At 52.4% G+C, this 23,819-nt stretch carries 20 protein-coding genes and 3 tRNA genes; 11 read left to right on the top strand and 12 right to left on the bottom strand.

Going from position 1 to position 23,819, the window contains the following annotated elements:
- Positions 1–18: 18 nt before the first annotated feature.
- The 3 genes from MCG44_RS02515 to MCG44_RS02505 all read right to left on the bottom strand — a co-directional run bounded on the left by MCG44_RS02515 (position 19) and on the right by MCG44_RS02505 (position 2,998).
- Positions 19–1,299, bottom strand: coding sequence for a TRAP transporter large permease (locus MCG44_RS02515; RefSeq protein WP_186853410.1), 1,281 nt, complete (start codon positions 1,297–1,299; stop codon positions 19–21).
- Positions 1,296–1,793: a TRAP transporter small permease gene (locus tag MCG44_RS02510; protein WP_186853409.1), complete on the bottom strand. Its 498-nt coding sequence runs from the start codon at positions 1,791–1,793 to the stop codon at positions 1,296–1,298. Before MCG44_RS02510 ends, MCG44_RS02515 begins: the two co-directional genes overlap by 4 nt.
- A 143-nt stretch (positions 1,794–1,936) precedes the next feature.
- Positions 1,937–2,998, bottom strand: coding sequence for a TRAP transporter substrate-binding protein (locus tag MCG44_RS02505; protein ID WP_147573398.1), 1,062 nt, complete (start codon positions 2,996–2,998; stop codon positions 1,937–1,939).
- A gap of 658 nt (positions 2,999–3,656) precedes the next feature.
- Here MCG44_RS02505 and MCG44_RS02500 point away from each other — a divergent pair.
- The gene (locus tag MCG44_RS02500) at positions 3,657–5,318 is read left to right on the top strand and encodes a M20/M25/M40 family metallo-hydrolase (RefSeq protein WP_147573399.1); all 1,662 of its coding nucleotides are present in this window, start codon (positions 3,657–3,659) and stop codon (positions 5,316–5,318) included.
- 73 nt (positions 5,319–5,391) lie between these two features.
- Positions 5,392–6,063: a GntR family transcriptional regulator gene (locus tag MCG44_RS02495; RefSeq protein ID WP_147573400.1), complete on the top strand. Its 672-nt coding sequence runs from the start codon at positions 5,392–5,394 to the stop codon at positions 6,061–6,063.
- A 303-nt stretch (positions 6,064–6,366) separates the two neighbouring features.
- On the opposite strand, the gene MCG44_RS02490 is transcribed toward MCG44_RS02495, so the two are convergent.
- The 6 genes from MCG44_RS02490 to MCG44_RS02465 form a co-directional block, all read right to left on the bottom strand.
- On the bottom strand, positions 6,367–7,182 hold the full coding sequence (locus MCG44_RS02490; RefSeq protein ID WP_147573401.1) for a putative hydro-lyase: 816 nt from the start codon (positions 7,180–7,182) through the stop codon (positions 6,367–6,369).
- A 55-nt stretch (positions 7,183–7,237) separates the two neighbouring features.
- Positions 7,238–8,179, bottom strand: a complete 942-nt coding sequence (locus MCG44_RS02485) for a biotin-dependent carboxyltransferase family protein (protein WP_147573402.1) — start codon at positions 8,177–8,179, stop codon at positions 7,238–7,240.
- Positions 8,176–8,913 carry a 5-oxoprolinase subunit PxpB gene (pxpB, locus tag MCG44_RS02480; RefSeq protein ID WP_147573403.1) on the bottom strand — a complete coding sequence of 246 codons (738 nt, stop codon included), beginning with the start codon at positions 8,911–8,913 and terminating at the stop codon, positions 8,176–8,178. Before pxpB ends, MCG44_RS02485 begins: the two co-directional genes overlap by 4 nt.
- Positions 8,914–8,982: 69 nt before the next feature.
- Positions 8,983–10,257, bottom strand: a complete 1,275-nt coding sequence (locus tag MCG44_RS02475; RefSeq protein WP_147573404.1) for an NRAMP family divalent metal transporter — start codon at positions 10,255–10,257, stop codon at positions 8,983–8,985.
- A 52-nt stretch (positions 10,258–10,309) separates the two neighbouring features.
- A complete protein-coding gene (locus MCG44_RS02470; protein ID WP_147573405.1) occupies positions 10,310–11,077 on the bottom strand; it encodes a LamB/YcsF family protein in 768 nt (255 codons plus the stop codon).
- 394 nt (positions 11,078–11,471) lie between these two features.
- Positions 11,472–11,547, bottom strand: a tRNA-Val gene (locus MCG44_RS02465).
- 173 nt (positions 11,548–11,720) lie between these two features.
- Here MCG44_RS02465 and MCG44_RS02460 point away from each other — a divergent pair.
- Positions 11,721–13,046 carry a glucose-6-phosphate isomerase gene (locus MCG44_RS02460; RefSeq protein ID WP_240286624.1) on the top strand — a complete coding sequence of 442 codons (1,326 nt, stop codon included), beginning with the start codon at positions 11,721–11,723 and terminating at the stop codon, positions 13,044–13,046.
- Between the two features lie 113 nt (positions 13,047–13,159).
- Positions 13,160–13,570, top strand: coding sequence for a hypothetical protein (locus MCG44_RS02455; protein ID WP_147573407.1), 411 nt, complete (start codon positions 13,160–13,162; stop codon positions 13,568–13,570).
- Positions 13,571–13,923: 353 nt separating this feature from the next.
- Here MCG44_RS02455 and MCG44_RS02450 read toward each other — a convergent pair.
- A tRNA-Tyr gene (locus tag MCG44_RS02450) sits at positions 13,924–14,007 on the bottom strand.
- Positions 14,008–14,016: 9 nt separating this feature from the next.
- A tRNA-Thr gene (locus MCG44_RS02445) sits at positions 14,017–14,092 on the bottom strand.
- A gap of 323 nt (positions 14,093–14,415) precedes the next feature.
- Here MCG44_RS02445 and MCG44_RS02440 point away from each other — a divergent pair.
- From MCG44_RS02440 to MCG44_RS02410, 7 genes are all read left to right on the top strand, one after another.
- The gene (locus MCG44_RS02440) at positions 14,416–14,649 is read left to right on the top strand and encodes a hypothetical protein (protein ID WP_186853404.1); all 234 of its coding nucleotides are present in this window, start codon (positions 14,416–14,418) and stop codon (positions 14,647–14,649) included.
- A complete protein-coding gene (locus MCG44_RS02435) occupies positions 14,630–14,953 on the top strand; it encodes a sigma-70 family RNA polymerase sigma factor (RefSeq protein ID WP_186853403.1) in 324 nt (107 codons plus the stop codon). The genes MCG44_RS02440 and MCG44_RS02435 overlap by 20 nt, the downstream gene beginning before the upstream one ends.
- A 109-nt stretch (positions 14,954–15,062) precedes the next feature.
- Positions 15,063–15,725: an HAD family hydrolase gene (locus MCG44_RS02430; RefSeq protein ID WP_186853402.1), complete on the top strand. Its 663-nt coding sequence runs from the start codon at positions 15,063–15,065 to the stop codon at positions 15,723–15,725.
- A gap of 128 nt (positions 15,726–15,853) precedes the next feature.
- On the top strand, positions 15,854–16,960 hold the full coding sequence (locus MCG44_RS02425; protein WP_240286621.1) for a DUF3048 domain-containing protein: 1,107 nt from the start codon (positions 15,854–15,856) through the stop codon (positions 16,958–16,960).
- A gap of 578 nt (positions 16,961–17,538) precedes the next feature.
- On the top strand, positions 17,539–18,909 hold the full coding sequence (mgtE, locus tag MCG44_RS02420; RefSeq protein ID WP_147573412.1) for a magnesium transporter: 1,371 nt from the start codon (positions 17,539–17,541) through the stop codon (positions 18,907–18,909).
- Positions 18,910–19,379: 470 nt separating this feature from the next.
- Positions 19,380–20,699 carry a phosphoadenosine phosphosulfate reductase gene (locus MCG44_RS02415; protein WP_240286619.1) on the top strand — a complete coding sequence of 440 codons (1,320 nt, stop codon included), beginning with the start codon at positions 19,380–19,382 and terminating at the stop codon, positions 20,697–20,699.
- A complete protein-coding gene (locus tag MCG44_RS02410) occupies positions 20,689–21,291 on the top strand; it encodes an IbrB-like domain-containing protein (RefSeq protein ID WP_240286617.1) in 603 nt (200 codons plus the stop codon). The genes MCG44_RS02415 and MCG44_RS02410 overlap by 11 nt, the downstream gene beginning before the upstream one ends.
- A 374-nt stretch (positions 21,292–21,665) precedes the next feature.
- On the opposite strand, the gene MCG44_RS02405 is transcribed toward MCG44_RS02410, so the two are convergent.
- The gene (locus MCG44_RS02405; protein WP_240286615.1) at positions 21,666–23,579 is read right to left on the bottom strand and encodes an S-layer homology domain-containing protein; all 1,914 of its coding nucleotides are present in this window, start codon (positions 23,577–23,579) and stop codon (positions 21,666–21,668) included.
- Positions 23,580–23,819 lie beyond the last annotated feature (240 nt).

Genomic DNA, 23,819 nt, shown 5'->3' with positions numbered 1-23,819 from the left:
GCACACATCAAACAGGTTTTAGGATAGCAGCCAGACTAGAGCCATCGAGATGGGTTCGATGTAGGCAATGAGCAGCAGGCAGACAAACATGGCGGCCAAGAATGGGATAGCGGCCTTAGAGACCTCCTCTATCTTCAGCTTTGCAACAGCGGAGGCCACAAACAGATTCACACCGTAGGGAGGTGTTACAAAACCGATGGCCAGCGCTACAGTCATCATAATGCCGAAGTGGACAGGGTCCATTCCCACCGCCTTAACCATGGGCAGGAACACAGGGGTCAGGATCAGGCAGGAGGAAATATTGTCTACAAAACATCCCACCACCAGCAGAATGACGATGATCAGAGCAATAATGGCGATCTTGGAGGAGACCGCGCTGAGGACCACATTGGCTACCTTGGCCGGGATCTGTTCCATGGTCAAATAGGCCGCGAAGGACATGGAGAACCCTAGCGCCAACCCTGTGAAGCCGTTCATATCGGCGGTGCTGCGGTAAGATTCGTATACAATCTTCCAAGTCAGCTCATGGTAAACAAATTTCCCTACGAACAGAGAATAAACAGTGGCAACCACCGCGGCCTCTGTCGGGGTAAAAATACCACCATAGATGCCTCCCAGAATAATGACGGGGGCCATCAGTGCGGGCAGGGAGTCCAAAAAGACCTTCAGGAAACTCTCATCGTTCTTGGTACGCTCAATTCCCTTATAACCGCGCTTTTTAGAAATAACCCAACAGACAATCATCAGGCCAATGCCAATCAGAATGCCTGGAATAAAGCCCGCCTTGAACATATCACCCACAGAGGTGCCGGAAGCAACGCCGTAGATCACAAAGGGGATAGACGGGGGGATGATGACGCCAATCGTACCAGCTGTGGCAGTCAAACCAGTGGAAAAAGCCCGGTCATAGCCCCGCTTTTCCATCTCTGGCAGCATGATGGAGCCCATGGCGGTCACAGTAGCAGGGCCGGAGCCAGAGATGGCCGCAAAAAACATACAGCCGATGACGGTAGCCATGCCCAAGCCACCGGTAAACTTACCCACCGCGGCGTCGGCAAGATTGACGATACGTCTGGCGATACCGCCCAGAGCCATCAAATTGCCCGCCAACATGAAGAAGGGAATGGCGATCAGCGTAAAGGAGTCCAGACCAGTAAACGCTTTCTGGGCCACCATCACAGGGCCAATGTTGCTGGTCAGGCAGATGGTCAGCGATGTGGCCACGCCCAGAGCGACGCCGATTGGCACACTCAGCATGATCAGCACAAAAAACACGCCAAACAGAAGCAGAATGTTCATTCAGCGGCCCCTCCTTCCACAGTTTTTTTGCCGATAAGACTCTTAATTGTTGTTTCGATCAGACGTATGCTCATGAGCACCATTCCGACAGGAATGGAGGCGTAACAAATCTGCATGGGAATACGCAGGGCAGTAGATTTCTGCCCAAAAGCGGCAATCGTCTGGACTGCGGCCATGCCTTGAATAAAGACAAAGACAGCGAAGCCGATCCAGATGGCAGTAACAAACAATTCAAGGATTTTCTGTCCTTTAGGGGAGAGGCGATCCTTTATCATGGTGATGCGGAGATGAGTGCCGTTGCGGGCAGCATAACTCACACCCAGCCAAGTCTGCCACACATAGAGATAGCGCACAGCCTCTTCAGACCAGGATGGCGCGTCTTTAAATAGGAAACGCATCACAACCTGATAGAAAATCAGGGCGGTGCTAAGCATCAAAGAAGGGACCAAAATATATTCCTCTAAATGATCCCAAATTTTAACCAAGGTTTTCATGTATTGAGCCCCCATAATAACGGCGTAGACAAGGAAATGCCTTTACCGAGTTCTGTTAATTGGCAAAGTGGGCGGGGATGCCTGCCGGCATCCCCGCCCGCAACAGGAGACATTACTCAAGTAATTTGCGATAATATATTTCTTTAATTATCTCGAATCTGAACCGCCATCTCGTAGATCTCAGGATCAATCATATTCTTGATGTCCTCTAGTTCCCAAACAGACTTGGTCGCCTCACGCATCTCTTCAACCATTGCGGCGTCGGGATGGATAAATTCCACCCCAGCCTCGGCCATAGTGGCTTCCAGTTCCTCTTCCATCTCCGTGTTCAAACGGCGCTGATTCTCCATCGCGTACTTTGACCCATCCTCTACGACCTTCTGCAAGTCAGCGGGCAGGCTCTGCCAAAACGCCTCGGAGAAAACCATAGCGTTGGCAGCATAGATGTGGCCGGTGTATGTATAGTAGGGCTGAACCTCATACAGTTTAGCAGTGTAGGTCAGCACTACGCCGTTGTCCTGCCCTTCAACAACGCCCTGGGACAGACCGGTGTACAACTCGGAGAAAGCCATGGGAGTAGGAGAAACTCCTAGTGCGTCGTAAGTAGCAATATTAACAGGGGACTCCATAACACGAATCTTCATATTCTTCATATCCGCCAGGGAAGTTATGGGGCGGACTTTATTGGAGATGTTGCGGAAAGCGTTTTCGCCGTAGGCCAGCAAACGCATACCGACATTGGGGAGGTTCTCGGCCAGTTTGGCGCCAAACTCACCGTCTAACTGCTCATAGGCATCTTCCTTGCTGCTGAAAAGGAAGGGCAAGTCACACACAGCATAGTTGGGCTCAAAGTTGGCTAAAGTAGACATGGGTCCAAAAGAGCATTGCACTGTATTCAGCTGCAGGGCTTCAAACAGCTCACGGTCGCCACCCAAAACCGAATTGTTCTGTACATCTACCCGGATACGGCCGTTGGAGTTCTCCTCAACATAAGGCTTAAAATACTCTATCAGGGCGATACCGGAGGCAGAGTCGTCCTGAATGGTAGAACCGACAATCAAAGTAAATTCAGGATCAGAAGTGGTGCCGCTCGTTCCGCCAGCGTTGGAAGCGCTGGATGTGCTGGGTTTTTGGGTGTTGCCGCATGCAGCCAGACTCAGCATCATGGCACAGGCTAGAAGCATGGAAATGGTCTTTCTCTTCATTTTTGTTCATCCTCCTCATTACATTTAGATCGGTTTTGGTTGATATACACTCTGGGGAAGCTTCCGGCCCATAAACCCAAGGAAGGAGCAGATTTGGACGGCCTGTTTACATTGGACTGGATTCTCCCACAGAAAGTACGATGACAGGAAACATATCAGAATTGGTCTGACTATGCCACAATTCTGCGGCTTCATGAGGATGCCAAGGTATTAGAAAATATACTCTTTTCAAAAGGTAATTATGTAGTGTTCTGTAATATAGTGTTCTGTATACAAACATGTAGAATATAGCCAAAAATATCAGGGAAGTTCAAAAAGACAATAGCACAAACGACATTTATCTGTCAAGAGATAAAAAGATATCAAAAAATATTTTACTATTTCTGAAAAAATTATCCAAGATTTTTGTTTATAGTGTACAGCGATTAATGGTAACAGACTGGCAAAAATCATTTGTATTATATCAACAAAAAGATATTCGTATTTTCTTGCTATTTATCATAATCGTGATATTTGGGTTGACATTCAACTTTCTTTCAACTATAATATTTATGTTCTGTATACAAAGTACAAATGGCCAACTCTCAAACAAAGACATCAGGGTAATGTTTCTATTATATTCGTCCCATCTTTCTGGGACAAAGGAGGCATACCCGCCATGCAAAATTATCCTTTCTATGATGAGGCACTGGCCCTCACAAAAAAGCTGGTTTCCATTCCCAGCATGAATAACTCCGATGGTGGGGAGCGTGCGGTGGCTGATTATATGGCCGCCTGGATTCGTGAGCTCCCCTACTTTAAGGCACATCCGGATCAAGTCATCACCCAGCCCCTAAAGAACGACCCTTATGACCGCATCAACGTGGTCGCCATCGCTTTTGGTTCCCGTAGTAACAGCAACGAAACTATCATCCTCCACGGCCACCACGATACTGTGGGTATCGATGACTACGGCTCCATCAAGGAGTACGCCTTTGACTGCGACGCCCTGCCAGAGAAGATCAAGTCCATTACTAGCGACCCAGAGGTCCTGGCGGATATTGAGTCTGGAGAATGGATGTTTGGTCGCGGTTCTTCTGATATGAAATCGGGCGATGCGGTCAATATGGTGCTGATGCGGTATTTTACAGAACACCTGGATCAGTTTGATGGAAATTTGATCTTCATGACCAATCCTGTGGAAGAAAACCAGCATACCGGAATTATTGAGTCTCTAAATGTGCTGGAGGAGCTGAAGGCCAAGTATGGCTTAACCTACAAGATGGCCATGAACACCGACTTCATCTCCCCCGCCTTCCCCGGCGATACCGCCCACTACTTCCATGCCGGAGCGGTGGGAAAAATTCTGCCTTGCTTCTACATCATTGGTAAGCCCACCCATTCCGGTCAGGGCTTTGAGGGGTTTAGCGCCTCTATGGTAGCCGCTGAGATCACCCGGAACATAGATATGCGTGCCGAGTTCAGCGACGTTTACAACGGCGAGTTCGCTATGCCCCCCACGGTGCTGAAGATGAGGGACCTGAAGCCTTCCTACGACGTGCAGACCGCCTTCTCCGCTTTTGTGTACTTCAACTACTTCATCCATAATATGGAGATGGATGAGATTTTTGCCCGCCTGCGCAAGGTGGCCGAGGATGCCCTGAACACTGTGGATACCTACACAGATGAGCAGAATAAGGTCTACTGCAAGATGACCGGTGCCGACTACTACAAGCGTGAGTACCAACTGAAGGTCATGGAATACAGTGAGCTGTATGAGAAGGCCAAGGCCCTCAAGCCTGATGTGGACGAGGATATCCGTGCAATCACCAAACAATCGCTTGAGGAAAACCTGGACCGCCGCGAGCTGTGTCTGAAGATTGTAGAATATCTGGCAAATAATATTTTGAGTATTAATACACCCACAGTCATTTTGTTCCTGGCACCGCCCTACTGCCCCCGAAATACACTGAAGCGCGAAATTCCGGAGGAAGGCGCGTTGTTAGACAGCGTAGTCGATCTGCTGAATCAGTTGGGCCAGGAGATGGGCGAGGAGCTGAAGATGATGCAGTTCTTCCCAGTGCTCACTGACAGCAGCTATCTGAAGCTGGATGACACCGACACCTCTATCAAGACTCTGGTGGACAACTTCCCTGACATGAAGGGCCACTATGACGTGCCCCTGGACCAAATTAAGCGGCTGAATATCCCCGCCTTCAACTTCGGCTGTCACGGCAAGGACGCCCATAAGTGGACAGAGCGAGTCCATAAGGAGTATTCCTTCGGCAAATTACCCATTATTATGCTGCGCGTCTTGGAGAAATATCTTAACGAAAAATGATACCACCGCCTTGTCGGTAATATTCTGATCCCCAGTGCGTTTTTGGATACTAAGTTTAAGGAGCGAGTATTTCATGCTGGAACCCCTGAAGAAAAATATGAAACTGTCAGACAAGGCATATCATGTACTGAGAAACGCCATTGTCTACAATGAGCTGGCTCCTGATGATGTATTGACAGAGGAAAAACTTTGCGCGGAACTGTCAATCAGCCGCACTACCGTTCGGGTTGCACTTCACCGACTGGTAGACGACGGATTGGCTGAAGTGCGCGGAAAAAGTGTGACAGTCTCCCGTCTAACGGAGGAGGACGCGGCAAGCATTAATGTTATTCGCCGGCCAATGGAGCTTCTGACTATAAACGAGCTGAGGGGACGAGTCACCCCCATGCTGATTCGCAAATTGCGCAATAGTATTGAGGAACAGCAAAATTGCAAGATGGCCGATGCCGATGACTATATGTACTATATTCAGCAGGACTATGTCTTCCATACCGCGCTGGCAGAGGCGACCGGAAATCGCTTCCTTTGCGATGTGGTGGAACGGCTTAACACACACAGCACCCGCTGTCTGATACTCAGTACCACACTGCTTTCCTCCTATAAACCGGCTGTAGTTGAGCACACCGCCATTGTGGACGCCCTGGAACGAAAAGAATATGATCACGCCTATCAGGCAATGGATAACCATTTGCGGCAAATTGAGAAGAGGTACATCGACCGGACGGAGCGAAAGAAGTTAGAATAAATATTATTCAATTAAGAGGTAAGCTTTAAGATATCGTTCCGGAATATGAAACGAGAGCAGCAATCCATATCAGATTGCTGCTCTCGTTCTCTTATAACACTTCAAATTCATATTCTTCAGACTGAAAGAAAATTGCGTGATATGATTCAGAGCCTCCACAAAGGCGTTTGTCACAGGTCCATTGAAGTAATTCAATGCTCTGTTATGTACTGCCGATGCAGGTTATTTGCGCTGCCTGATATTCCAAATCACAGGCAGCTCTTTCTCCAAATTATTTGAGGCAATCATGCCTTATACTCAGCTTCACTTGTTTTTTTCCAGATAATCGTTTAGCTCTGTGTTGAGGATATCGGTAATAAACATATGCCCAGGGGCATGTGTAATGACAACGGGTGGCTTCGCGTTCTCTACTGCAGCTTGAGGAGTGACTCCGCAGGGCCAAAATACCGGTATTTCTCCCTCCCGAATTTCGACAGGATCGCCGTAGTCTGGCTTCATCACATCCTTAACGCCTACCTTCTCAGGATCACCGATCTGGACCGGAGCACCGTGAACATTCGGCATTTTTACTGTAATGTCGTAGGCTACTTTGGCCTGTTCCGGGGTCATAGGGCGCATGGAGCACACCATGGGTCCTTCAAACGGTCCCGCCTTTACAGTCTGAATATTGGTCTTGTACATAGGCACATTGCAGCCCTGCTCAATATGACGCACGGGGAGGCCTGCGGCCATGAGCGCCTCCTCAAAGGAAAAGGAGCACCCGATTAGGAAGCCCACATACCCAGCCTTCCAGTATGCAGAGGCATCAGTCAGCTCCTTGGTAAACACCCCGTTCTCATACACTCGGTAACGGGGGATGTCGGTGACAATGTTTCCGCCCTGTCCCATGGCGTGGGTCTCTGGGGTACCTCGAATGATTTCCAGCACTGGGCAGGGAAATGGGTTTTTCCGCGTGTACTCCTCAAAGTCGTCGGCGTACTCCGGAGGTAGGATCACCAAGTTAGCCTGGGCGTAGCCCCGGCACATACCGGCGGTAGGAAAGTCAATGACACCCTGACGAATTAACTGGCGGACTTCAGAGGGTTTCTTGTCTATATAAGGGGTAATGTCAAAGGCCATAATTATCATCCTTTCTGTCCTGTGGCCCCACCCGACAGAGGCAGGGCCACATTGATCACATATCCAGGGACCGGCGCAGGGTGCGCAGGGCAGCGCGTTGGTTGAGGAGAGCCTCCTGCGCGGTCTGAATGGACACTCTCTCAAACTTCACCTTGTCCCCCGCCTTTATCTGGCTCAGGAGGCGGAAGTCGGCGGAGATCACGTTCGCGATCTTGGTATAGCCACCAGTGGTCTGACGGTCAGCCATCATGATGATGGGTTTCCCCTCCGTGGGCACCTGAATGGCTCCAAAGGCGATGCCATCAGAAATAATGTTGCCATCGGTAACATGCTGGATGGGCATTCCGTCCAAGCGGCAGCCCATACGGTCAAACTCATTGGTCACCGAGTAGGTTTCCCTCAGAAATGTGGCAATACCTGAGTCAGTAAACGCATCGTCCTGAGGTCCCATAACTACCCGCAGGGTGTACACGGGGTGTGGGATGAACTCTGGGTAGATATACCGCTCGGACAGGTTCTTAGGGATGCCGGGGGCCCGGAAGCCTATTACATCGTCCTTTTGAAGCTTTCTCCCCCCTAGGCCTCCGATCTTGGCCTTCAAGTAGGTGGAGCGGCTGCCCATGACCTCGGGAATGTCCAAACCTCCGGCAAAAGCGATGTAGGCCCGGCAACCTGTCTTAGGGGCCTGAAAACGGAGTGTCTGACCTGCCTGGACAGTTACCGCTCGATAAGTTGGTACCACCTGTCCATCTAGAGCGGCCATCAGGTCCCCGCCAGTGATGGCGATGGTGTTGGCTGCATCAAAGCGCAGCTGTGGGCCCAGCATAGTGCACTCCAGCACCGCTTCATCCTCCGGGTTTCCCACCAAAATATTAGCGACGGCCGCCGCTCGGGGGTCCATGACTCCGGAAACGGGCACGCCGAACTGCTGATAGCCAACGCGCCCCATGTCCTGCACCGTAGTTAACAAGCCGGGGTTCAATACCATGATGCTCATTGTCCCCCCTCCTTTCTGGGGTGGCGCTTGCACACATAGGTGCCCGCCGCCTCTTGGGCGGCGATGGCGTCAAACTCCGCCTGGGTAATGGAATAGAATTTGATGTACTCACCAGCCTTGGGGAGGATAGGCTCCGCCCGGTCCGGTTGGTACATACGCACCGGTGTCTTACCGATGAGCTGCCAGCCGCCTGGGGAGTCGATGGGGTACACGCCGGTCTGAGAACCCGCGATCCCCACTGACCCAGCGGGGATCTTCACCCGTGGTTGCTTCAGGCGGGGGGCAGCGATCTCCTCGCTCATGCCGCCCAGGTAGGTAAAGCCTGGGGTGAAGCCCAGCATATAGATGAGGTATTCGGTGGAGGTATGAATTTTGATGACCTCCTCCGGGGTTTTTTTGTTATGCTCTGCGACAAACTCCAGATCAGGCCCAGCTTCCCCGCCATAGAGGACAGGAATCTCCAGCACGTCGCTGGGGGGAATCTGAATGTTGGAAAGCTGGCCCATCAGCCCCTTGAGTTCCTTCACCAGGTCATCATAGAGAATGATGCCAGGATCGTAATGGACCATGAGGGAGCGGTAGGTGGGAACCGTCTCGGTAATGCCAGGGATCCTGCTCTCCTCCAGGGCAATGTTAAAGGCGCGGATCTGAGCGTTAATAGCCGGGCTAATCTCATTGCCGAACTCCACCGTCACAGAGGTATCCCCGGAGAGGAGAAATTTCACTTCAGCCATATACGGCTCCTTTCTGTTCCAGTCCGGCAAGCCCGCATAACGCAGGTTTTCCGGATATCTGTTATCCTCTTAGCCAAATAGCTGCAAAATATTGGGAACAGTCTGTATACCAGAGTACAAGGAGACAGCCACCACTACTACGCCCAGCACGATCAGCGGCATGGGGTGTTTGTACTCCTCACCCACAATACGCTTGCTGCGGCTGGCGATAAGCATGACACCCAAAGTAATAGGCAGAATCAGGCCATTAAAGGCGCCGGCGACAATCAAAAGCCCAGCAGCATTGCCCACAATCACCATCATCAGGGTGGAGAAGGCAATAAAGCCCACCACAAATTGCCGCTCATATTTAGCGATGAAGGGGTGCAGGGTTTTCAGGAACGAGACTGAGGTATATGCCGCGCCCACCACAGAGGACACGCCGGCGGAGAATAGGCACAGACCAAATAAGCGGTAACCAAAGTCACCGGCGGCCAGGCGAAATGCCTCGGCAGCGGGATTGCCGCCACTGGCAGCGTCAGTAATAATTTTAGCGTTTTCCGCCAGCCACTGGGAACCCTCCATGCAGGTGCCTAATACCGCCAGGAACAGCAGAATCCTCACGATGCCAGAGGTACCACAGCCTTGGATGACACTTTTACGTACATGGCCCACGTTCTCCGGGCCAGAGATACCAGCGTCCAGCAGGCGGTGCGCGCCTGAGAACGCGATGTAACCGCCACAGGATCCGCCCAATAGAGTGGTCAGCGCAGTAAACATCTTGTTATCCGGATTAAACAAATAGTCCACACGTGTCAGCCCATGGGCAACCTGGTCCATGGGGGGCTGAGAGATGATGGCCACCACCAGAACAGTGACAAGGATAACAGCAGCTAGAATCGTAGCCACCTTATCCATGATAGTTTTGGCATTCTTATTGATAAAAATGATGATCCCCAAACAGCCCGCAACAACGGCCCCTGCCTTCTGGTCCAAACCGATCATGGCGTTGAATCCCAAGGCCACACCGCCTACGTTGCCTACGTTGAAAGCCAAACCGCCGATGGCCACCAAAATGGCAATGACCACGCCCAAACCAGGCAGCAGTTTGTTAGCTACATCCTGGGCGCGCATTTGGGAGACAGAAACCACAGACCAAATGTTCATCTGGGCGGTGATATCCATGACAATAGCCAGCACAATGACTAGGGCTAAAGCCGCTCCGTGCTGGGCGGTAAAGGTGGACGTCTGGGTTAGGAAGCCGGGGCCAATGGCCGAGGTGGCCATCAGGAAGGCGGCACCGAAGAGCACCGATCGGCTGGGTTTTGCCGAGGACTGATTCAGGATGTTAGGCTCCTTACTCATAATGTACCTCCCATGATATGAAATTTAGGGATTTCTCTCCTCATACACTCGGTCACACAATCTCAGCAATGGGGGCAATCTCCACCCCCTGGGCGCTGAGGGAGGCCCGGATGTTCTTGACAAATTCCACCGCAGAGGGGTTGTCACCGTGGACACAGATAGAGTGGGCGTCAATGGATACCTCCTCGCCGGTGATGGCGGTGACCTTGCCCTCGGTAACCATGCGGATGGTGCGGGCAATGGCCTCGTCCTTGTCATGGATCACCGCGCCAGGCTGTTTCCGGGGTACTAGGGAGCCGTCCGCCTGATAGGCTCGGTCGGCGAAAACCTCACTGGCTACCCGTAGGCCCATCTGCCTTCCAGCCTCCAGCATCTTGCTTCCCGCCAGCCCCATGAGAATGATATTTTTGTCCACCTCAACGATGGCCTCAGCAATGGCCAAGGACAGATCCATATCCTTGGCAGCCATATTGTACAAGGAGCCATGAGGCTTGCAGTGCTGCAACTTTACTCCGTGGGCCGCAGTGAACGCCATCAGCGCGCCCAACTGATACTGGATGTACGCTTTGACCTCTTTGGGAGAACACACCATGTTCCGGCGGCCAAAGCCCATAAGATCGGGGTAGCCGGGATGCGCGCCTACCGCCACGCCAGCAGATTTGGCGGCGGCCACCGTCTTGTCCATCACTAGAGGATCGCCGGCGTGATAGCCACAGGCCACATTAGCAGAGGATACATACTGGATAACCTCGCTGTCCAGGCCAATGGTATAGGCACCGAAACTCTCGCCCAAGTCGCTGTTCAGATCTACTTTGCACATAAACATACCTCCTTTTTTCTTAATATATATAAATTTAGCACAAAACCAGCATATAAGCAAGAGCTAAAAATGATGAATTTAAACTAATCTCGTTTTATTGTCCAAGGGCACAATTTAGGCAGGGCGTCTGTCTCGATCAGTGTTTCATCATCCGCTCTTTTCTTTTAACTTTTTCTTAAATTCTTTACCCAATTATATTAGAAAAATAGTGAATTCACTTAAAAACGAATCGTAGTCAAGATATGGACACCATTCAAAAAATTGTATCATCTTCATCTTAACATATGCAGTCATGGGGGCCCATAGCTGGCCAATAAAGTTATGGTAAGGCATACTACTTTTTAACAGACGCAAAGAAGCCCTGGCACCATTTTATGGTTCCAGGGCTTCTTGTTGGTGGACGATACAGGACTTGAACCTGTGACCTCCCGCACGTCAAGCGGATGCTCTACCAGCTGAGCTAATCGTCCAGACAGCGAAGATTATTATAACTGCTGTTTCCCTCCTTGTCAACCTATTTCCAAAGAATTTCCACAAATCTTTTTTTGGTATCCCGGTACCGGGAAAATTCTCTGTAAAAAGGAGACGAGCTGTGGTATAATTTGTTTTGTAGGATCTCATTTTCTCACAGGAGGAATACGATATGTTGAAATTGGACCTATCCAAGGCATCCCCCTTCCTGCCACAGGACTATGTGACCAGTCGGCAGGACAAGCTTGAAAAAGCTGCCTCCATGTTGTCCAGCCACAGCGGACCTGGCGGCGAATTTACCGGCTGGGTGGACCTGCCCCGGGACTATGATAAAGAGGAATTTGCCCGCATCAAGGCCGCCGCGCGGAAGATCCAGCAACAGTCCCAGGTACTGGTGGTCATCGGGATCGGTGGTTCCTATCTGGGCGCCCGGGCCGTCATTGAGCTATTGGCCTCTCCCAACTATAATCTGAAGAAAAAGGACACGCCCGATATTTACTTTGCTGGCAATGGACTGTCTACTGACAGCTTGCTGGAGCTCATCGCCCTCATCGGTGACCGGGACTTTTCTGTCAACGTCATCTCTAAGTCTGGTACTACCACGGAACCAGCTGTGGCCTTCCGTATCTTCAAAGCCATGCTGGAGGAGAAATACGGCAAAGAGGGAGCCCGTGGGCGTATCTATGCCACTACAGATGCCCGCCGTGGCGCCCTGAAGGGGCTGGCCGACGCGGAAGGATATGAGAAGTTCGTTGTACCCGACGCGGTGGGAGGCCGGTATTCTGTCCTTACCGCCGTGGGTCTGCTGCCCATCGCCGCCGCCGGTATCGACATCGACGCCCTGATGGGCGGCGCCCGTCTGGCTATGGAGGAGCTCTCCGCGGGTGGGCCGGAAAACCCCGCCTGGCAGTACGCCGCCGCCCGGCACGGCCTGTATCAGGCCGGAAAGAAGGTAGAGCTACTGGCCTGCTACGAGCCTCCCTTCCGCTTCTTTGCCGAGTGGTGGAAGCAGCTGTACGGAGAGAGTGAGGGCAAGGAGGGCAAAGGCCTCTTCCCTGCCAGCGTAGAATTTACTGCCGACCTCCACTCCATGGGCCAATATATCCAGGAGGGAGAGCGGCTCATGTTTGAAACTGTAGTTAAGTTTGCCCCCAAGGGGCAATTCATCATCCCCAACGATCCGGACAACGTGGACGGCCTCAATTTCCTGTCTGGAAAGCCCCTCTCCTTTGTGGCGGAGCAGGCTATGCGAGGCACTATCCTGGCCCATGTAGACGGCGGCGTCCCCAATGTGCTGATCGAACTGCCCGCCATTGGTGAGGCCTCGGTGGGATATCTCATCTATTTCTTCGAGTATGTGTGCGGCCTGTCCGGTCATCTGCTAGAGGTCAACCCCTTTGACCAGCCCGGTGTGGAGGCATATAAAAAGAATATGTTTGCTCTTTTAGGCAAGCCCGGTTATGAGGACTTGAAAGCCCAGTTGGAGATGCGGCTCTAAGCTTGTCACAAAAAATTCACGATAATCCGGTTGAAAAACTGGGCGTGATATGGTAAAGTGTTATACAAGAACGGGGAGGTTCCCCACGTCAATTCGTTTAAGGAGTGATACACATGATTCGAGTTATCATGGGCAAGAAGGGCTCCGGCAAGACCAAGCAGATGATCGAGATGATCAATGCCGCCGCTCAGACCGAGCATGGCAATGTGATCTGCATCGAGAAAGGCAACAAGCTGACCCTGGATATCCATTACCACATTCGTCTGGTGGAAGCCAGCGACTATGATATCGGCAGCTATACTGCTTTGAAGGGCTTTATCAGCGGTATGTACGCCAGCAACTATGACATCACCCATATCTTTATCGACAGTCTGACCAAGATCGCAGGCGGCGAGTGCGACAATGAGACCGAGAATTTCCTGGATTGGCTGAATAAGTTTGGTGAGCAGCATAATATCAAATTCACTATCACCATCAGCGATGATGCTGATTTGGCTCCTGACGGCGTCAAAAAATATTTCTGAGTTCGGACAGGCAGCGCCCCGCGGGTTTTCCCCGCGGGGCGCTTTTATTTTCGAAGGTCCCTTTTTCCGGCCTTTTCCACACAAAAATATGGGAGGAAATAGTTGACACCAGAAGAAAAAAGGAGTATCCTATGTCCGAAATAGAACATATGTTCTATTTCTGATTGCTCTTATCAAGCTGGAAAGGACGGTCGGGCGCCATATTTTATACACAAAAGGCCGCCCATGGGGCGGCCAGCAAAATCGAGTCCCAACGAAGCGGGTCCGTTTTGGAAAGGAGGAGCAGCAAAATGAACGCGCTCTAACTTTTTATAAAAAAGCCGGAGCAAACGATATGACCGTTTGCTCCGACTTGGTGGAGGAGGGTGGATTCGAACCACCGAAGCTAACGCAACAGATTTACAGTCTGCCCCCTTTGGCCACTCGGGAACTCCTCCATATGAAATTGGAGCTGGTGGACGGATTCGAACCCCCGACCTGCTGATTACAAATCAGCTGCTCTACCAGCTGAGCTACACCAGCATCTCAGGTTTCTGTCCAGCAGCAAGTGGTATTTTACCAAAGGAACCGTCACTTGTCAAGCAGATTTCAAAAAAACTTTTCCAGGGCGGCCGTTTCTTTGCTCCAAAGACTACCGGACCTGGATATGAGGAGGAGAGGGCCACGACATATTCCCCAAACCGGCGGCTGCGTCCCCCGCTGGAGGACCGCCAGCAGGAGAGGGCACGCTGCCTGTGCGCTCTGTGCGGCGGGGAGCAATACCATTGGGACAGAGTCTGGCAGTGGCGCGGCAGATGGATCTGCCGCCTTTGCTGGGCCAGGCTGGAAAAAGAGGAGGAGATCACATGACGCTGATGGAACTGTCTGTCGAATACCGGGCCCATGCTCGGTCCCTGGACCTAAGGATCTGCCAACTGGAGTGCTGGCTGGAACGGACGGAGGACCCGGACGCCCGCAACCAGCTTCAGGAGCGGATCAAGCTGCTGGCCACCATGCTTCGGGAGGCCAGAGAGCTGGCCGTCCTTACCGAACGCTACTATGACAGGGGGTACCGCCGGAATGCCAAATACACGATATAGGAGGGGCAAGGTATACGCCGCTGACATGGCGGTGTATACCCGGCAGATGGCGGCGGACAACAGCCAGGAGGTCAGCCGCCTCAAGCGCAATCTGATCCGTGCCCTGAAAGAGGACGTGACCGCCAAGCAGCGGCAGGTCCTCCTGCTGTATTACGCCGAGGGGCTGAATATGCGGGAGATCGGTGAGCGGCTGGGGGTGGACAAATCCACTATTTCCCGGACCATCAAGCGGGGAGAGCGGCGGCTCCAACGCTGCCTGCGCTATGGGGCGGAGGCCTATTTGAAAAGCATGGACCAGGAGTAAGGGCCGCCCTCTTGTGGCTCCGCGGCCGCCTGTGTTATAATTGTGATCTCCTGTCTGGGGCCTCATGCCTCTAGGGGACAGGCTGACTAAATGGGAAAGAAGGGTAACAATGGTGCCGTATCAAGCCATATTTTTTGATTTTGACTACACTCTGGGAGATGCTACCCCCTCTATTCTGGCAGGCTTTGCCTACGGCCTGGACCAGCTCGGCTGGCCCGCCCCCGACGCGGATGAGATCCGTCGGACTGTTGGCTATCCTCTGGAGGAGTCCTATACCAAGCTCACCGGGGATCGTGACCCGATTCACCGCGAGCAGTTCCGCGCCTATTTCACCCAAGCAGCTCAGGCCCGCCAGAGGGAAGAAGCTGTCCTGCTGCCCGGCGCCACAGAACTGCTCCGCTGGCTGGGTCAGAAGGGCGTCAAGAGAGCCGTCGTCAGCACCAAGCGGGCGGACACTCTGCGGGGCATTCTGGAGCACAGGGGTGTGGCAAACCAGTTTGAGGTGGTACTCGGCGGCGACGATGTCTCCAACAGTAAGCCGGACCCCGAGGGGCTTCTGCTTGCTATGGAACAATTGGAAGTCTCGGCCTCCCAGGTGCTATACTGTGGGGACACCGTTCTGGACGCGGAGGCGGCCCAGCGGGCCGGATGCCATTTTTCGGCAGTCCTCAACGGGACCACCCCAAGGCAGGATTTTTTCCCCTTTCCCCATGTCCATATCGCTCCGGACTTGTCAGAGCTACTGGATTGGCTTAGAAAACAGGCCAGATGATCCTGTGGGGACGGCGGCATGGGCAGGACACTCCCGCCCCTTTTGTTTATAGACAGGGTTGACAGCACCGCTGAAAAAACAGTATGATAAGCACAGCGATATATACAAAAACGCAAGGGGGACCAGCTATGACTGTGAAACGTATGGGCGCGCTCCTGCTGGCGGCCGCGTTGTCCGCCGCTCTGACATCCTGTGGAAAGCCGGCAGAGGACCCAGGCAGCGGTTCTGGAGGAGAGATATCCTCCCAGGAGCCTTCTGTCTCCGTCATCGCCCCGATAGATCCAGAACCGGAACCCGTCTATCCCTATCATAATCCCCTCACCGGAGAGGGGCTGGAGGAGGATATCAGCGGGCAGCGGCCCTTCGCGGTCATGCTCAACAATTTGTCAAAGGCTCTGCCACAACTCGGCGTATCCCAGGCCGACGTGATCTATGAGATTGTAGCTGAGGGCGGTATCACTCGGATGCTGGCCGTGTTCCAGGATATAGAGGGGGTGGGCGACCTGGGCAGCGTCCGTTCAGCCCGGGACTATTACGTCAGTCTGGCCTGCGGGCACGACGCTATCTACGTCCATGCCGGCGGCAGTCCCCAGGCCTATGACGCCCTTCAGGGCTGGGGGATGTCCTACATTGACTTTGTCAACGGGCCCTATGGCGATATGTGCTGGCGGGACCCAGGCCGGCGAAAGACTGCCGGCCTGGAGCACTCCCTGCTCACCTCCAGCGAGAAAATGCTGGATCAGCTGCCCAAGCGCATCGAGCGGGAACACGACCAGGACTTCCAGGTGGGCTGGAGTTTCTCCAAGGAGGCCCCCGCCGGCGATCAGCAGCATGTGACTTGGCTGACCGTTCCCTTCTCCCATTATAAGACGGGCCACTTCACCTACAATTCTGACAGCGGCCTGTATATGGTGGAGCAGCATATCAACGGCAAGGATATACCATATGTCGATGGCAGCACCGGCCAGGAGGTTGGCTTCCGCAACGTGCTTGTGCTGTACACTGACGTAGCCCAGATCAATGGCGACTCCGCGGGCCGGATGAAGGTACGCACCACCGGCAATGGGGAAGGTCTCCTCCTCCGGGACGGTATGCTCTATGAGATTACCTGGCAGCGGGACAGCCGAAATGACTGCTTGTCTTTCTTAGACCAGTCCGGGGCCCCGGTAAGCCTGGGCGTCGGGACCAGCTATATCAATCTGGTAGACACATCGGCCGAGGTCAGTTGGGGCTGACCTCTCTGTTCGGTTTTGGAGTGGTACCAAAAGAGAGGGGCTCCCATGCCGGCAGCCATGATAGGTCTGCAATCCAGGGCCGTCCGGCGGCGATCTGTCGGACGGCCCTTTTATGAAATAGATAATTTCCTGTTTTCCGGTATCTTCAAAGGAAAATTCCCTGGCGACCGCTTGCAAAGGATGTGCGTACAATGGTATAATGAAACAAAAATGGCGGTCATGTTTGACTGATGTCGTTTGATCCTCTCCCAAATGGTATTGGGAGGGAGTTTTTGTGCGGAAAGGAAGTGGGATCCAGCGTGGACGGTCGAAGTCGCCATCAGGACACAGAGATATGCTGCCACAGACAGCAGGCGGCGGGCTTGGCCGGGTTGATCCGGATGCTGGTCCGCCGCCGGAACAATGTTTAGCCAGGCCTTACGGTTCTGGCTTTGGTCTGTCCGTGCGCAGCCACAGGCGCTGAGATCATTTTGAAGATGATAAAGGGGCTTCTCCCCTATCTGTCAGTTTCAAAATGACCTCTGGCCTGTGGTTTTTTGTGCCCCACTTTCACATAAATTCGGAAAGGGGAGAGCCATATGCACGAAAACTATGACTTGGAGCTGCTGATGGAACTGGTCCGCCAAAAAAAGTTTCGCCAGTTGAAAGAAGCCCTGGGCCAGATGAATGAGGTAGACATCGCCGAGTTTTTGGATGAACTGGATGTAGAACAGGAGATCCTGGTCTTTCGCCTTCTGCCCAAAGACTTAGCCGCGGAGGTCTTCACCTATCTGGAGAATACCGAAGACCAAGAGAAGCTGATTGGCGCCCTCAGCGATAAGGAGCTTCGGGAGGTGCTGGACGAGCTGTTTCTGGACGACACGGTAGATATCATTGAGGATATGCCTGCTAATGTGGTGTCCCGTATTCTGCGGAATACCGATACCTCTACCCGCAGCCAGATCAATCAGCTTCTCAATTATCCCAAGGACTCCGCCGGTTCCATTATGACCACAGAGTTCGTATACCTCCATCCAGACGCCACAGTGGAGCAGTCCTTTGCCCGCATCCGCCGTGTCGGACTGGACAAGGAGACTGTGTATACCTGCTATGTTACCCAGAACCGTGTCCTGCTCGGCGTAGTCACCGTCAAGACTATGCTCTTGTCCGCCTATGAAACCCGTATTGGCGATATTATGGAAACCAATGTCCTCTCCGTGACCACCCATGAGGATAAAGAGGACGTCGCCCAGATGTTCTCCAAATATGGTCTGACCGCCCTGCCCGTGGTGGATGGCGAAGACCGCCTGGTGGGCATCATCACCGTTGACGACGCCATGGACGTCATTGAGGAGGAGACCACTGAGGACTTCGAAAAGATGGCGGCCATTCTGCCCTCTGACAAGCCCTATCTTCGTACCGGCGTCTTTGAGACCTGGAAATCCCGCATTCCATGGCTTATGCTGTTGATGCTGTCCGCCACCTTCACTGGCATCATCATCACCAGCTTTGAATCAGCCTTGAACGCCTGCGTGATCCTCACTTCTTTTATCCCCATGCTGTCTGGCACCGGGGGCAACTCCGGCTCTCAGTCCTCGGTGGCGGTAATCCGTGCCCTGTCCCTGGACGAGGTGGAGTTTTCCGATGTGCTCGCCGTTTTGTGGAAAGAGATCCGGGTGGCCGTGCTGTGCGGCGTCTGTCTGGGGGGTGCCAATTTCATTAAAATGATGGTGGTGGACCGCTGGCTTATGCACAATCCAGAGGTCACCCCTCTGGTGGCTCTGGTAGTCTGTCTGACTCTGATGTTGACCGTGGTTTGCGCCAAAATAGTAGGCTGTACTCTGCCTATGGCCGCCGAGAAAGTCGGCATCGACCCAGCAGTCATGGCTGCGCCTTTTATAACCACCATCGTGGACGCTCTATCCCTGCTCATCTATTTTGCTATCGCTACTCATGTGCTGGGCATATGAAGCGCAGTAAGGCAGCCGCAGGCCAGTCTGGCTTGCGGCTGCCTTTTTATTGTCCTGACTTTGAGATAGATAACGGCGCAAAATCATCTTTATCTTTCCCTTCATGGTTTGTGTCTTCAACCGCGATTATGGAATGCTTTGGACCGCCCGCTTTCTATACGAACTGTATTATTTATCCGCTTATTTTCTTTTTGTTATAAATCGGAAAGGACATTTTTTACAGGACTCCTATCGGAAAATATATTTTGTCCGCAGGATCTCTCTCCTCACACGGATATGGTATTGAAGAAAATTTTGGATGTGATACAATATATAGGAAATTACTCCAAAAAAAGGAACCCTTTTTCAGCAGGACAGTCCGCTTTTCGTCCATGTCTATGGATTTCGCCGCTTTCAGTTAGGAGATTCCATAGGTACCCGCTTCCCACAGTATCAGTAATGTTGTCATATTGTTAGATAGAGAGATTGATATGAAGCGAGAATACCTGGATCGGTCCGTCTACGACGCTGTTCAGGACCGGTTTGATTATCTGTTTCAGGAATTTGAGAACATCTATGTTTCCTTCAGCGGTGGCAAGGACAGCGGCCTGCTGCTAAATCTGCTGATGGACTATAAACGCGCTCATTATCCGCACCGGGTCATTGGCCTGTTCCACCAGGATTTTGAAGCCCAGTATACCGTAACGACCGAGTATGTCACACGGACCTTCGAGCGGCTGCTGCCGGAAGTAGCCCCCTACTGGGTCTGTCTTCCTATGGCCACCCGTACCGCCCTTTCTAGCTACGAGATGTTCTGGTATCCTTGGGATGATAGGCACCCTGAGCTTTGGGTGCGGCCTATGCCAAACTACCCCTATGTAATCAACATGGAGCGGCCCTTTAACCACTACCGCTATCGGATGCATCAGGAAGACCTGGCTAAACAGTTCGGCCGCTTTTACAAAGAGCAGCAAGGGGGTGGAAAAACGGTCTGCCTGTTGGGAATGCGAGCCAGCGAATCCCTGCAGCGGTATAGTGCCTTCCTCAATAAAAAATACGGATATAAGGGCGAGTGCTGGATAACCAAGCAGTTCAAGGATGTATGGTGCGCTTCCCCGCTTTACGACTGGACCAATAGCGATGTATGGGTGGCCAACGCTCGTTTCGGCTACGACTATAATCGACTTTACGACCTTTATTATCAGGCGGGGCTGAAAATCGACCAGATGCGTGTAGCCTCTCCTTTCAACGACTACTCCAAGGATGCGCTGAACCTGTACCGGGTAATTGATCCAGAGATCTGGACTAAGTTGGTAGGTCGGGTTAGAGGTGCCAATTTTGGCGCTATCTACAGCCGCACCAAGGCCATGGGTTACCGCAATATCTCTCTTCCTGAGGGCCATACATGGAAGTCCTATACTCTATTTTTATTGGATACCCTGCCAAGTCGGCTTCGGAACAACTATGTCAAAAAATTTAAGACCTCTATCCGATTCTGGCGTGAAACAGGGGGTGGCCTATCTGAAGAAACCATCCGGGAGCTTGAGGAACACGGGTATCAGATTCAAAGAAATGGCGTGTCCAACTATACATTGGACAAGAAGTCCCGTGTTATCTTTGCCGGGCCCATTCCGGACCATACAGATGATATTAAAAGCACCAAGGATATACCCAGTTGGAAGAGGATGTGTTACTGCATCCTAAAAAATGACCATACCTGTCGCTTTATGGGCTTCGGGCTGACCCGCCAGGAGCAGAAACGTATCGACCTGATCAAACGCAAATATGGGGGGATCATGGATGATAATTGATGGATTTTCTAGCCCAGCATACCATATTATCGCTGTGCCCTTTGAAAAGATCGTCCCCAATACATACAATCCCAACAGCGTCGCTCCGCCGGAAATGAAACTTCTTTACCTTAGTATTTTGGAGGATGGCTATACCCAGCCTATCGTCTGCTATTATTCCAAAAAACAGGACTTGTACGCTATCGTGGATGGGTTCCATCGCTGGCGTATTATGAAGGAGCACCGGGACATTTATGAGCGGGAACACGGGATGTTGCCCGTAGCCGTGATTGATAAGCCGCTGTCTAATCGAATGGCCAGCACGATACGTCACAACCGAGCTAGAGGTTCTCATAACGTGGACCTGATGAGCAATATTATCAAAGAGCTACACGAGTTGGGGCGGTCAGATGCCTGGATCGCCCGCCACTTAGGTATGGATCGGGACGAGATCCTGCGGCTCAAGCAGATCACAGGTCTTGCCGCTCTGTTCCGAGACGTACACTTCGGTCAGGCGTGGCGACCTGTGGACGAGGATGAGGAGTCATTGTCTCCAGAGAACAGACCAACTGTACCCGCCCTGTCAGAGAACAACGAAAAGCAGCCAGTGTGAAACTTTTTTCCTTCACGCGGAACGCACCAACGTAATGGTCCTATTTTTACGCGCCGGTATTCAAGTTGTCTTGTGTGCCTTCTGCTTCTGGGTATAGCCCGCAGTATATTGATTGGTATTCCAAGCATCCATCTTCCCTCTTGCGAATCTTGCCCCCACCATTGCTTTCTTGTTTTCCATGGCAGCTTCCCGCGCTTGTAGATGTATGCAATACCATAACATCTAAAAATAGGATAAGTTTCTAAAATTATTACTTCTGTTTTATGGAGTCTTTCATAAGTTTAATTTTGAACCGTCGGCCATCTTCCAAAGTATCTATTAATAGTAGGGGCCCAGGGACGAGATACGTCCCTGGGCCCCCACTGTTCTCTGCTTTATTTTGATTGCTTCGCCACTTCCTGACAGAACATCATAAAGATTTGTGCTACCTCGGCACGGGTGGCCCCGGCGGTAGGCGCCAGGGTGTTGTTCCCCTTGCCGGACAGCAGACCGGCGTTCACCGCCCAGTCCAGACCTTCCAGCGCCCAGCCGGAGATGGAGGTGTAGTCGCTAAACTCCCGGATGGACATACCGCCCTGGGTGGTGTCATACTCTTTCATCTGGGCATAGCCGTATAGGATCAGGGCCAGTTGTTCCCGTGTAATGGGATCGTTGGGACCGAAGGTGTCGCCATAGCCGGACACGATGCCCTCACCAGCCGCCCAGGAAATGGCGTCAGCGTACCAGGCGCCCTCCGCCACGTCAGCGAAGTCAGCCCTGCCGGCCGCGGGCTTGCCCTCCAGGCTGTACAGCATCTGGGCCACCATGGCACGGGTCAGGGTGGCGTTTGGCGCAAAGGTGTCTGTGCTAGTACCGGACATAATACCCTCGGTCAGCGCATAATCCACAGCCTTGTAATACCAGTCTCCCTCAACGATATCGTTGAATGCATTGATAGGTCGGTCCAGAGTGACCCGGGTGAAGTTATAGTTATCATCCCGCTTAAACAGGCTGGCAGTCGTGGCGCCATCTACGATATAATAATATCCACCACCGATGGAGGCGATACCGTAGGTAGCGGTTTCAGGCAGTGCTCCGCCACAGACCATAGCGGTGATGCCGGTGTCGCCGCAGACAGTAGGTTGACAATCGTTGCCGCAGATACACTTAAGCACTCCATGCTTACCGATGGGATATTTGCCGTCCACCTTATACTCCTCGGCCTTGGCCACAGCGGCGTCATGGGCATCCTGGTCAGAGTTTGTGTTGCTCTGTCCCACCTCGATCTCCCGCTCCACGGGGACCTTGCTGCCGTCGATCACATAGAGGGTGTGGCCCTTGCTCCATTCCTGCTGGGGCGCATAGGTATAAAGGACAATATCGCCTGTGTCTTTATCGTACTCCATATTCTGGGCACCGTAGCTAGTAGTTCCAGTCCAGGCATAAAGGGTATCGGTGGCTGTGAGCACTTCGCTCTCCTCATAATCAGTACTCAGTCCCCGCTCATAGGTAAAGCGGCGGAGTACAGAGTCTCCGGTTCCCTTTGACTCGTTATATGGCTGGTCAAAATCTTCGGGGTCATAGACTTGGAGAACATTGTAATTGTTATCATAACGGCCCTTCCAGTAGTCATTGTTGCCATATACGCCATAAGCTACAAAGAGGTACATCTTGTCGTCATCGCTGCCGGGCATGGGGGCGAAGGTAACGCCGTCGATGCCGGAGCAGCCAAATTTATGCCCCGCCTTCTCCTCATTAACCGCAAAGCCGTTCGCGCCGCTGACGACATCGTTCAGAGGATCACGGAAGTCAGAGGTTGGCTCCTCCAGTAGGATGCCGTACACGCCGGTATCCATCTCCTTCATATCCATGCCTACTTCAGTAATGGCATCCTCGTCAAAGACGGCAATAAAGAATTTTGCTCCTGGCTCTTTATATTCTAAAGAACCGTAAATCTTACCGTCATAGTAGGCCAGACAGCCCAAGTGGGCGCCGCCAGGGGTACCGAAGCTTCCCTCGCCGAAGCCACCTACGGAACCGACCACCTTGCCAGTCTTCATGTCTACCTTGGCCAGCGCACTGGTATAGGAGAAATACATGTATTCCATCTTGTCATCCACACAAATTCCCTGCATATGGGAGTTGCCACCGCACAGGTCGATGGTATCATAGTGGGTATAGCCATTTTCCAGGGCGATTTCCCACATCTCTTTGATCTCGTCTTCTGGCAGTTCAACGGCCGACGCTGATTGGGCCATCCCTGCCGGAAACAGGCCAACTACCAGTGCCAATGCCATGACGCGAGCCATGACGCGCCTCCACAAGTTTTGGGTATGATACTTCTTTTTCACGTTTGTCCCTCCATCATTCAAAAATTTCTTATATAACCGTCTGTCAGTCCCACATCGTCGTTTTTCCTTCAGCGGTTGGGTAACTGCCGGCTTCTTTTTTTACTTTGGGTCGCCCCCGCCATTTTGGCGGAGACGCTTTCCGCACCTCCTCTCTCACCCTGTTTCACAATACAACAACTACCCAGCTGAAGAAAGTTC

The organism is Lawsonibacter sp. OA9, from assembly GCF_022440585.1.
This window is presented reverse-complemented; position numbering and strand designations above follow the sequence as displayed.

What these genes read in the sequence shown, in the direction of transcription:
- MCG44_RS02515 (WP_186853410.1), bottom strand. Translation starts at nt 1,299, where the DNA reads ATGAACATTCTGCTTCTGTTTGGCGTGTTTTTTGTGCTGATCATGCTG.
- MCG44_RS02510 (WP_186853409.1), bottom strand. Translation starts at nt 1,793, where the DNA reads ATGAAAACCTTGGTTAAAATTTGGGATCATTTAGAGGAATATATTTTG.
- MCG44_RS02505 (WP_147573398.1), bottom strand. Translation starts at nt 2,998, where the DNA reads ATGAAGAGAAAGACCATTTCCATGCTTCTAGCCTGTGCCATGATGCTG.
- MCG44_RS02500 (WP_147573399.1), top strand. Translation starts at nt 3,657, where the DNA reads ATGCAAAATTATCCTTTCTATGATGAGGCACTGGCCCTCACAAAAAAG.
- MCG44_RS02495 (WP_147573400.1), top strand. Translation starts at nt 5,392, where the DNA reads ATGCTGGAACCCCTGAAGAAAAATATGAAACTGTCAGACAAGGCATAT.
- MCG44_RS02490 (WP_147573401.1), bottom strand. Translation starts at nt 7,182, where the DNA reads ATGGCCTTTGACATTACCCCTTATATAGACAAGAAACCCTCTGAAGTC.
- MCG44_RS02485 (WP_147573402.1), bottom strand. Translation starts at nt 8,179, where the DNA reads ATGAGCATCATGGTATTGAACCCCGGCTTGTTAACTACGGTGCAGGAC.
- pxpB (WP_147573403.1), bottom strand. Translation starts at nt 8,913, where the DNA reads ATGGCTGAAGTGAAATTTCTCCTCTCCGGGGATACCTCTGTGACGGTG.
- MCG44_RS02475 (WP_147573404.1), bottom strand. Translation starts at nt 10,257, where the DNA reads ATGAGTAAGGAGCCTAACATCCTGAATCAGTCCTCGGCAAAACCCAGC.
- MCG44_RS02470 (WP_147573405.1), bottom strand. Translation starts at nt 11,077, where the DNA reads ATGTGCAAAGTAGATCTGAACAGCGACTTGGGCGAGAGTTTCGGTGCC.
- MCG44_RS02460 (WP_240286624.1), top strand. Translation starts at nt 11,721, where the DNA reads ATGTTGAAATTGGACCTATCCAAGGCATCCCCCTTCCTGCCACAGGAC.
- MCG44_RS02455 (WP_147573407.1), top strand. Translation starts at nt 13,160, where the DNA reads ATGATTCGAGTTATCATGGGCAAGAAGGGCTCCGGCAAGACCAAGCAG.
- MCG44_RS02440 (WP_186853404.1), top strand. Translation starts at nt 14,416, where the DNA reads ATGACGCTGATGGAACTGTCTGTCGAATACCGGGCCCATGCTCGGTCC.
- MCG44_RS02435 (WP_186853403.1), top strand. Translation starts at nt 14,630, where the DNA reads ATGCCAAATACACGATATAGGAGGGGCAAGGTATACGCCGCTGACATG.
- MCG44_RS02430 (WP_186853402.1), top strand. Translation starts at nt 15,063, where the DNA reads ATGGTGCCGTATCAAGCCATATTTTTTGATTTTGACTACACTCTGGGA.
- MCG44_RS02425 (WP_240286621.1), top strand. Translation starts at nt 15,854, where the DNA reads ATGACTGTGAAACGTATGGGCGCGCTCCTGCTGGCGGCCGCGTTGTCC.
- mgtE (WP_147573412.1), top strand. Translation starts at nt 17,539, where the DNA reads ATGCACGAAAACTATGACTTGGAGCTGCTGATGGAACTGGTCCGCCAA.
- MCG44_RS02415 (WP_240286619.1), top strand. Translation starts at nt 19,380, where the DNA reads ATGAAGCGAGAATACCTGGATCGGTCCGTCTACGACGCTGTTCAGGAC.
- MCG44_RS02410 (WP_240286617.1), top strand. Translation starts at nt 20,689, where the DNA reads ATGATAATTGATGGATTTTCTAGCCCAGCATACCATATTATCGCTGTG.
- MCG44_RS02405 (WP_240286615.1), bottom strand. Translation starts at nt 23,579, where the DNA reads ATGGCTCGCGTCATGGCATTGGCACTGGTAGTTGGCCTGTTTCCGGCA.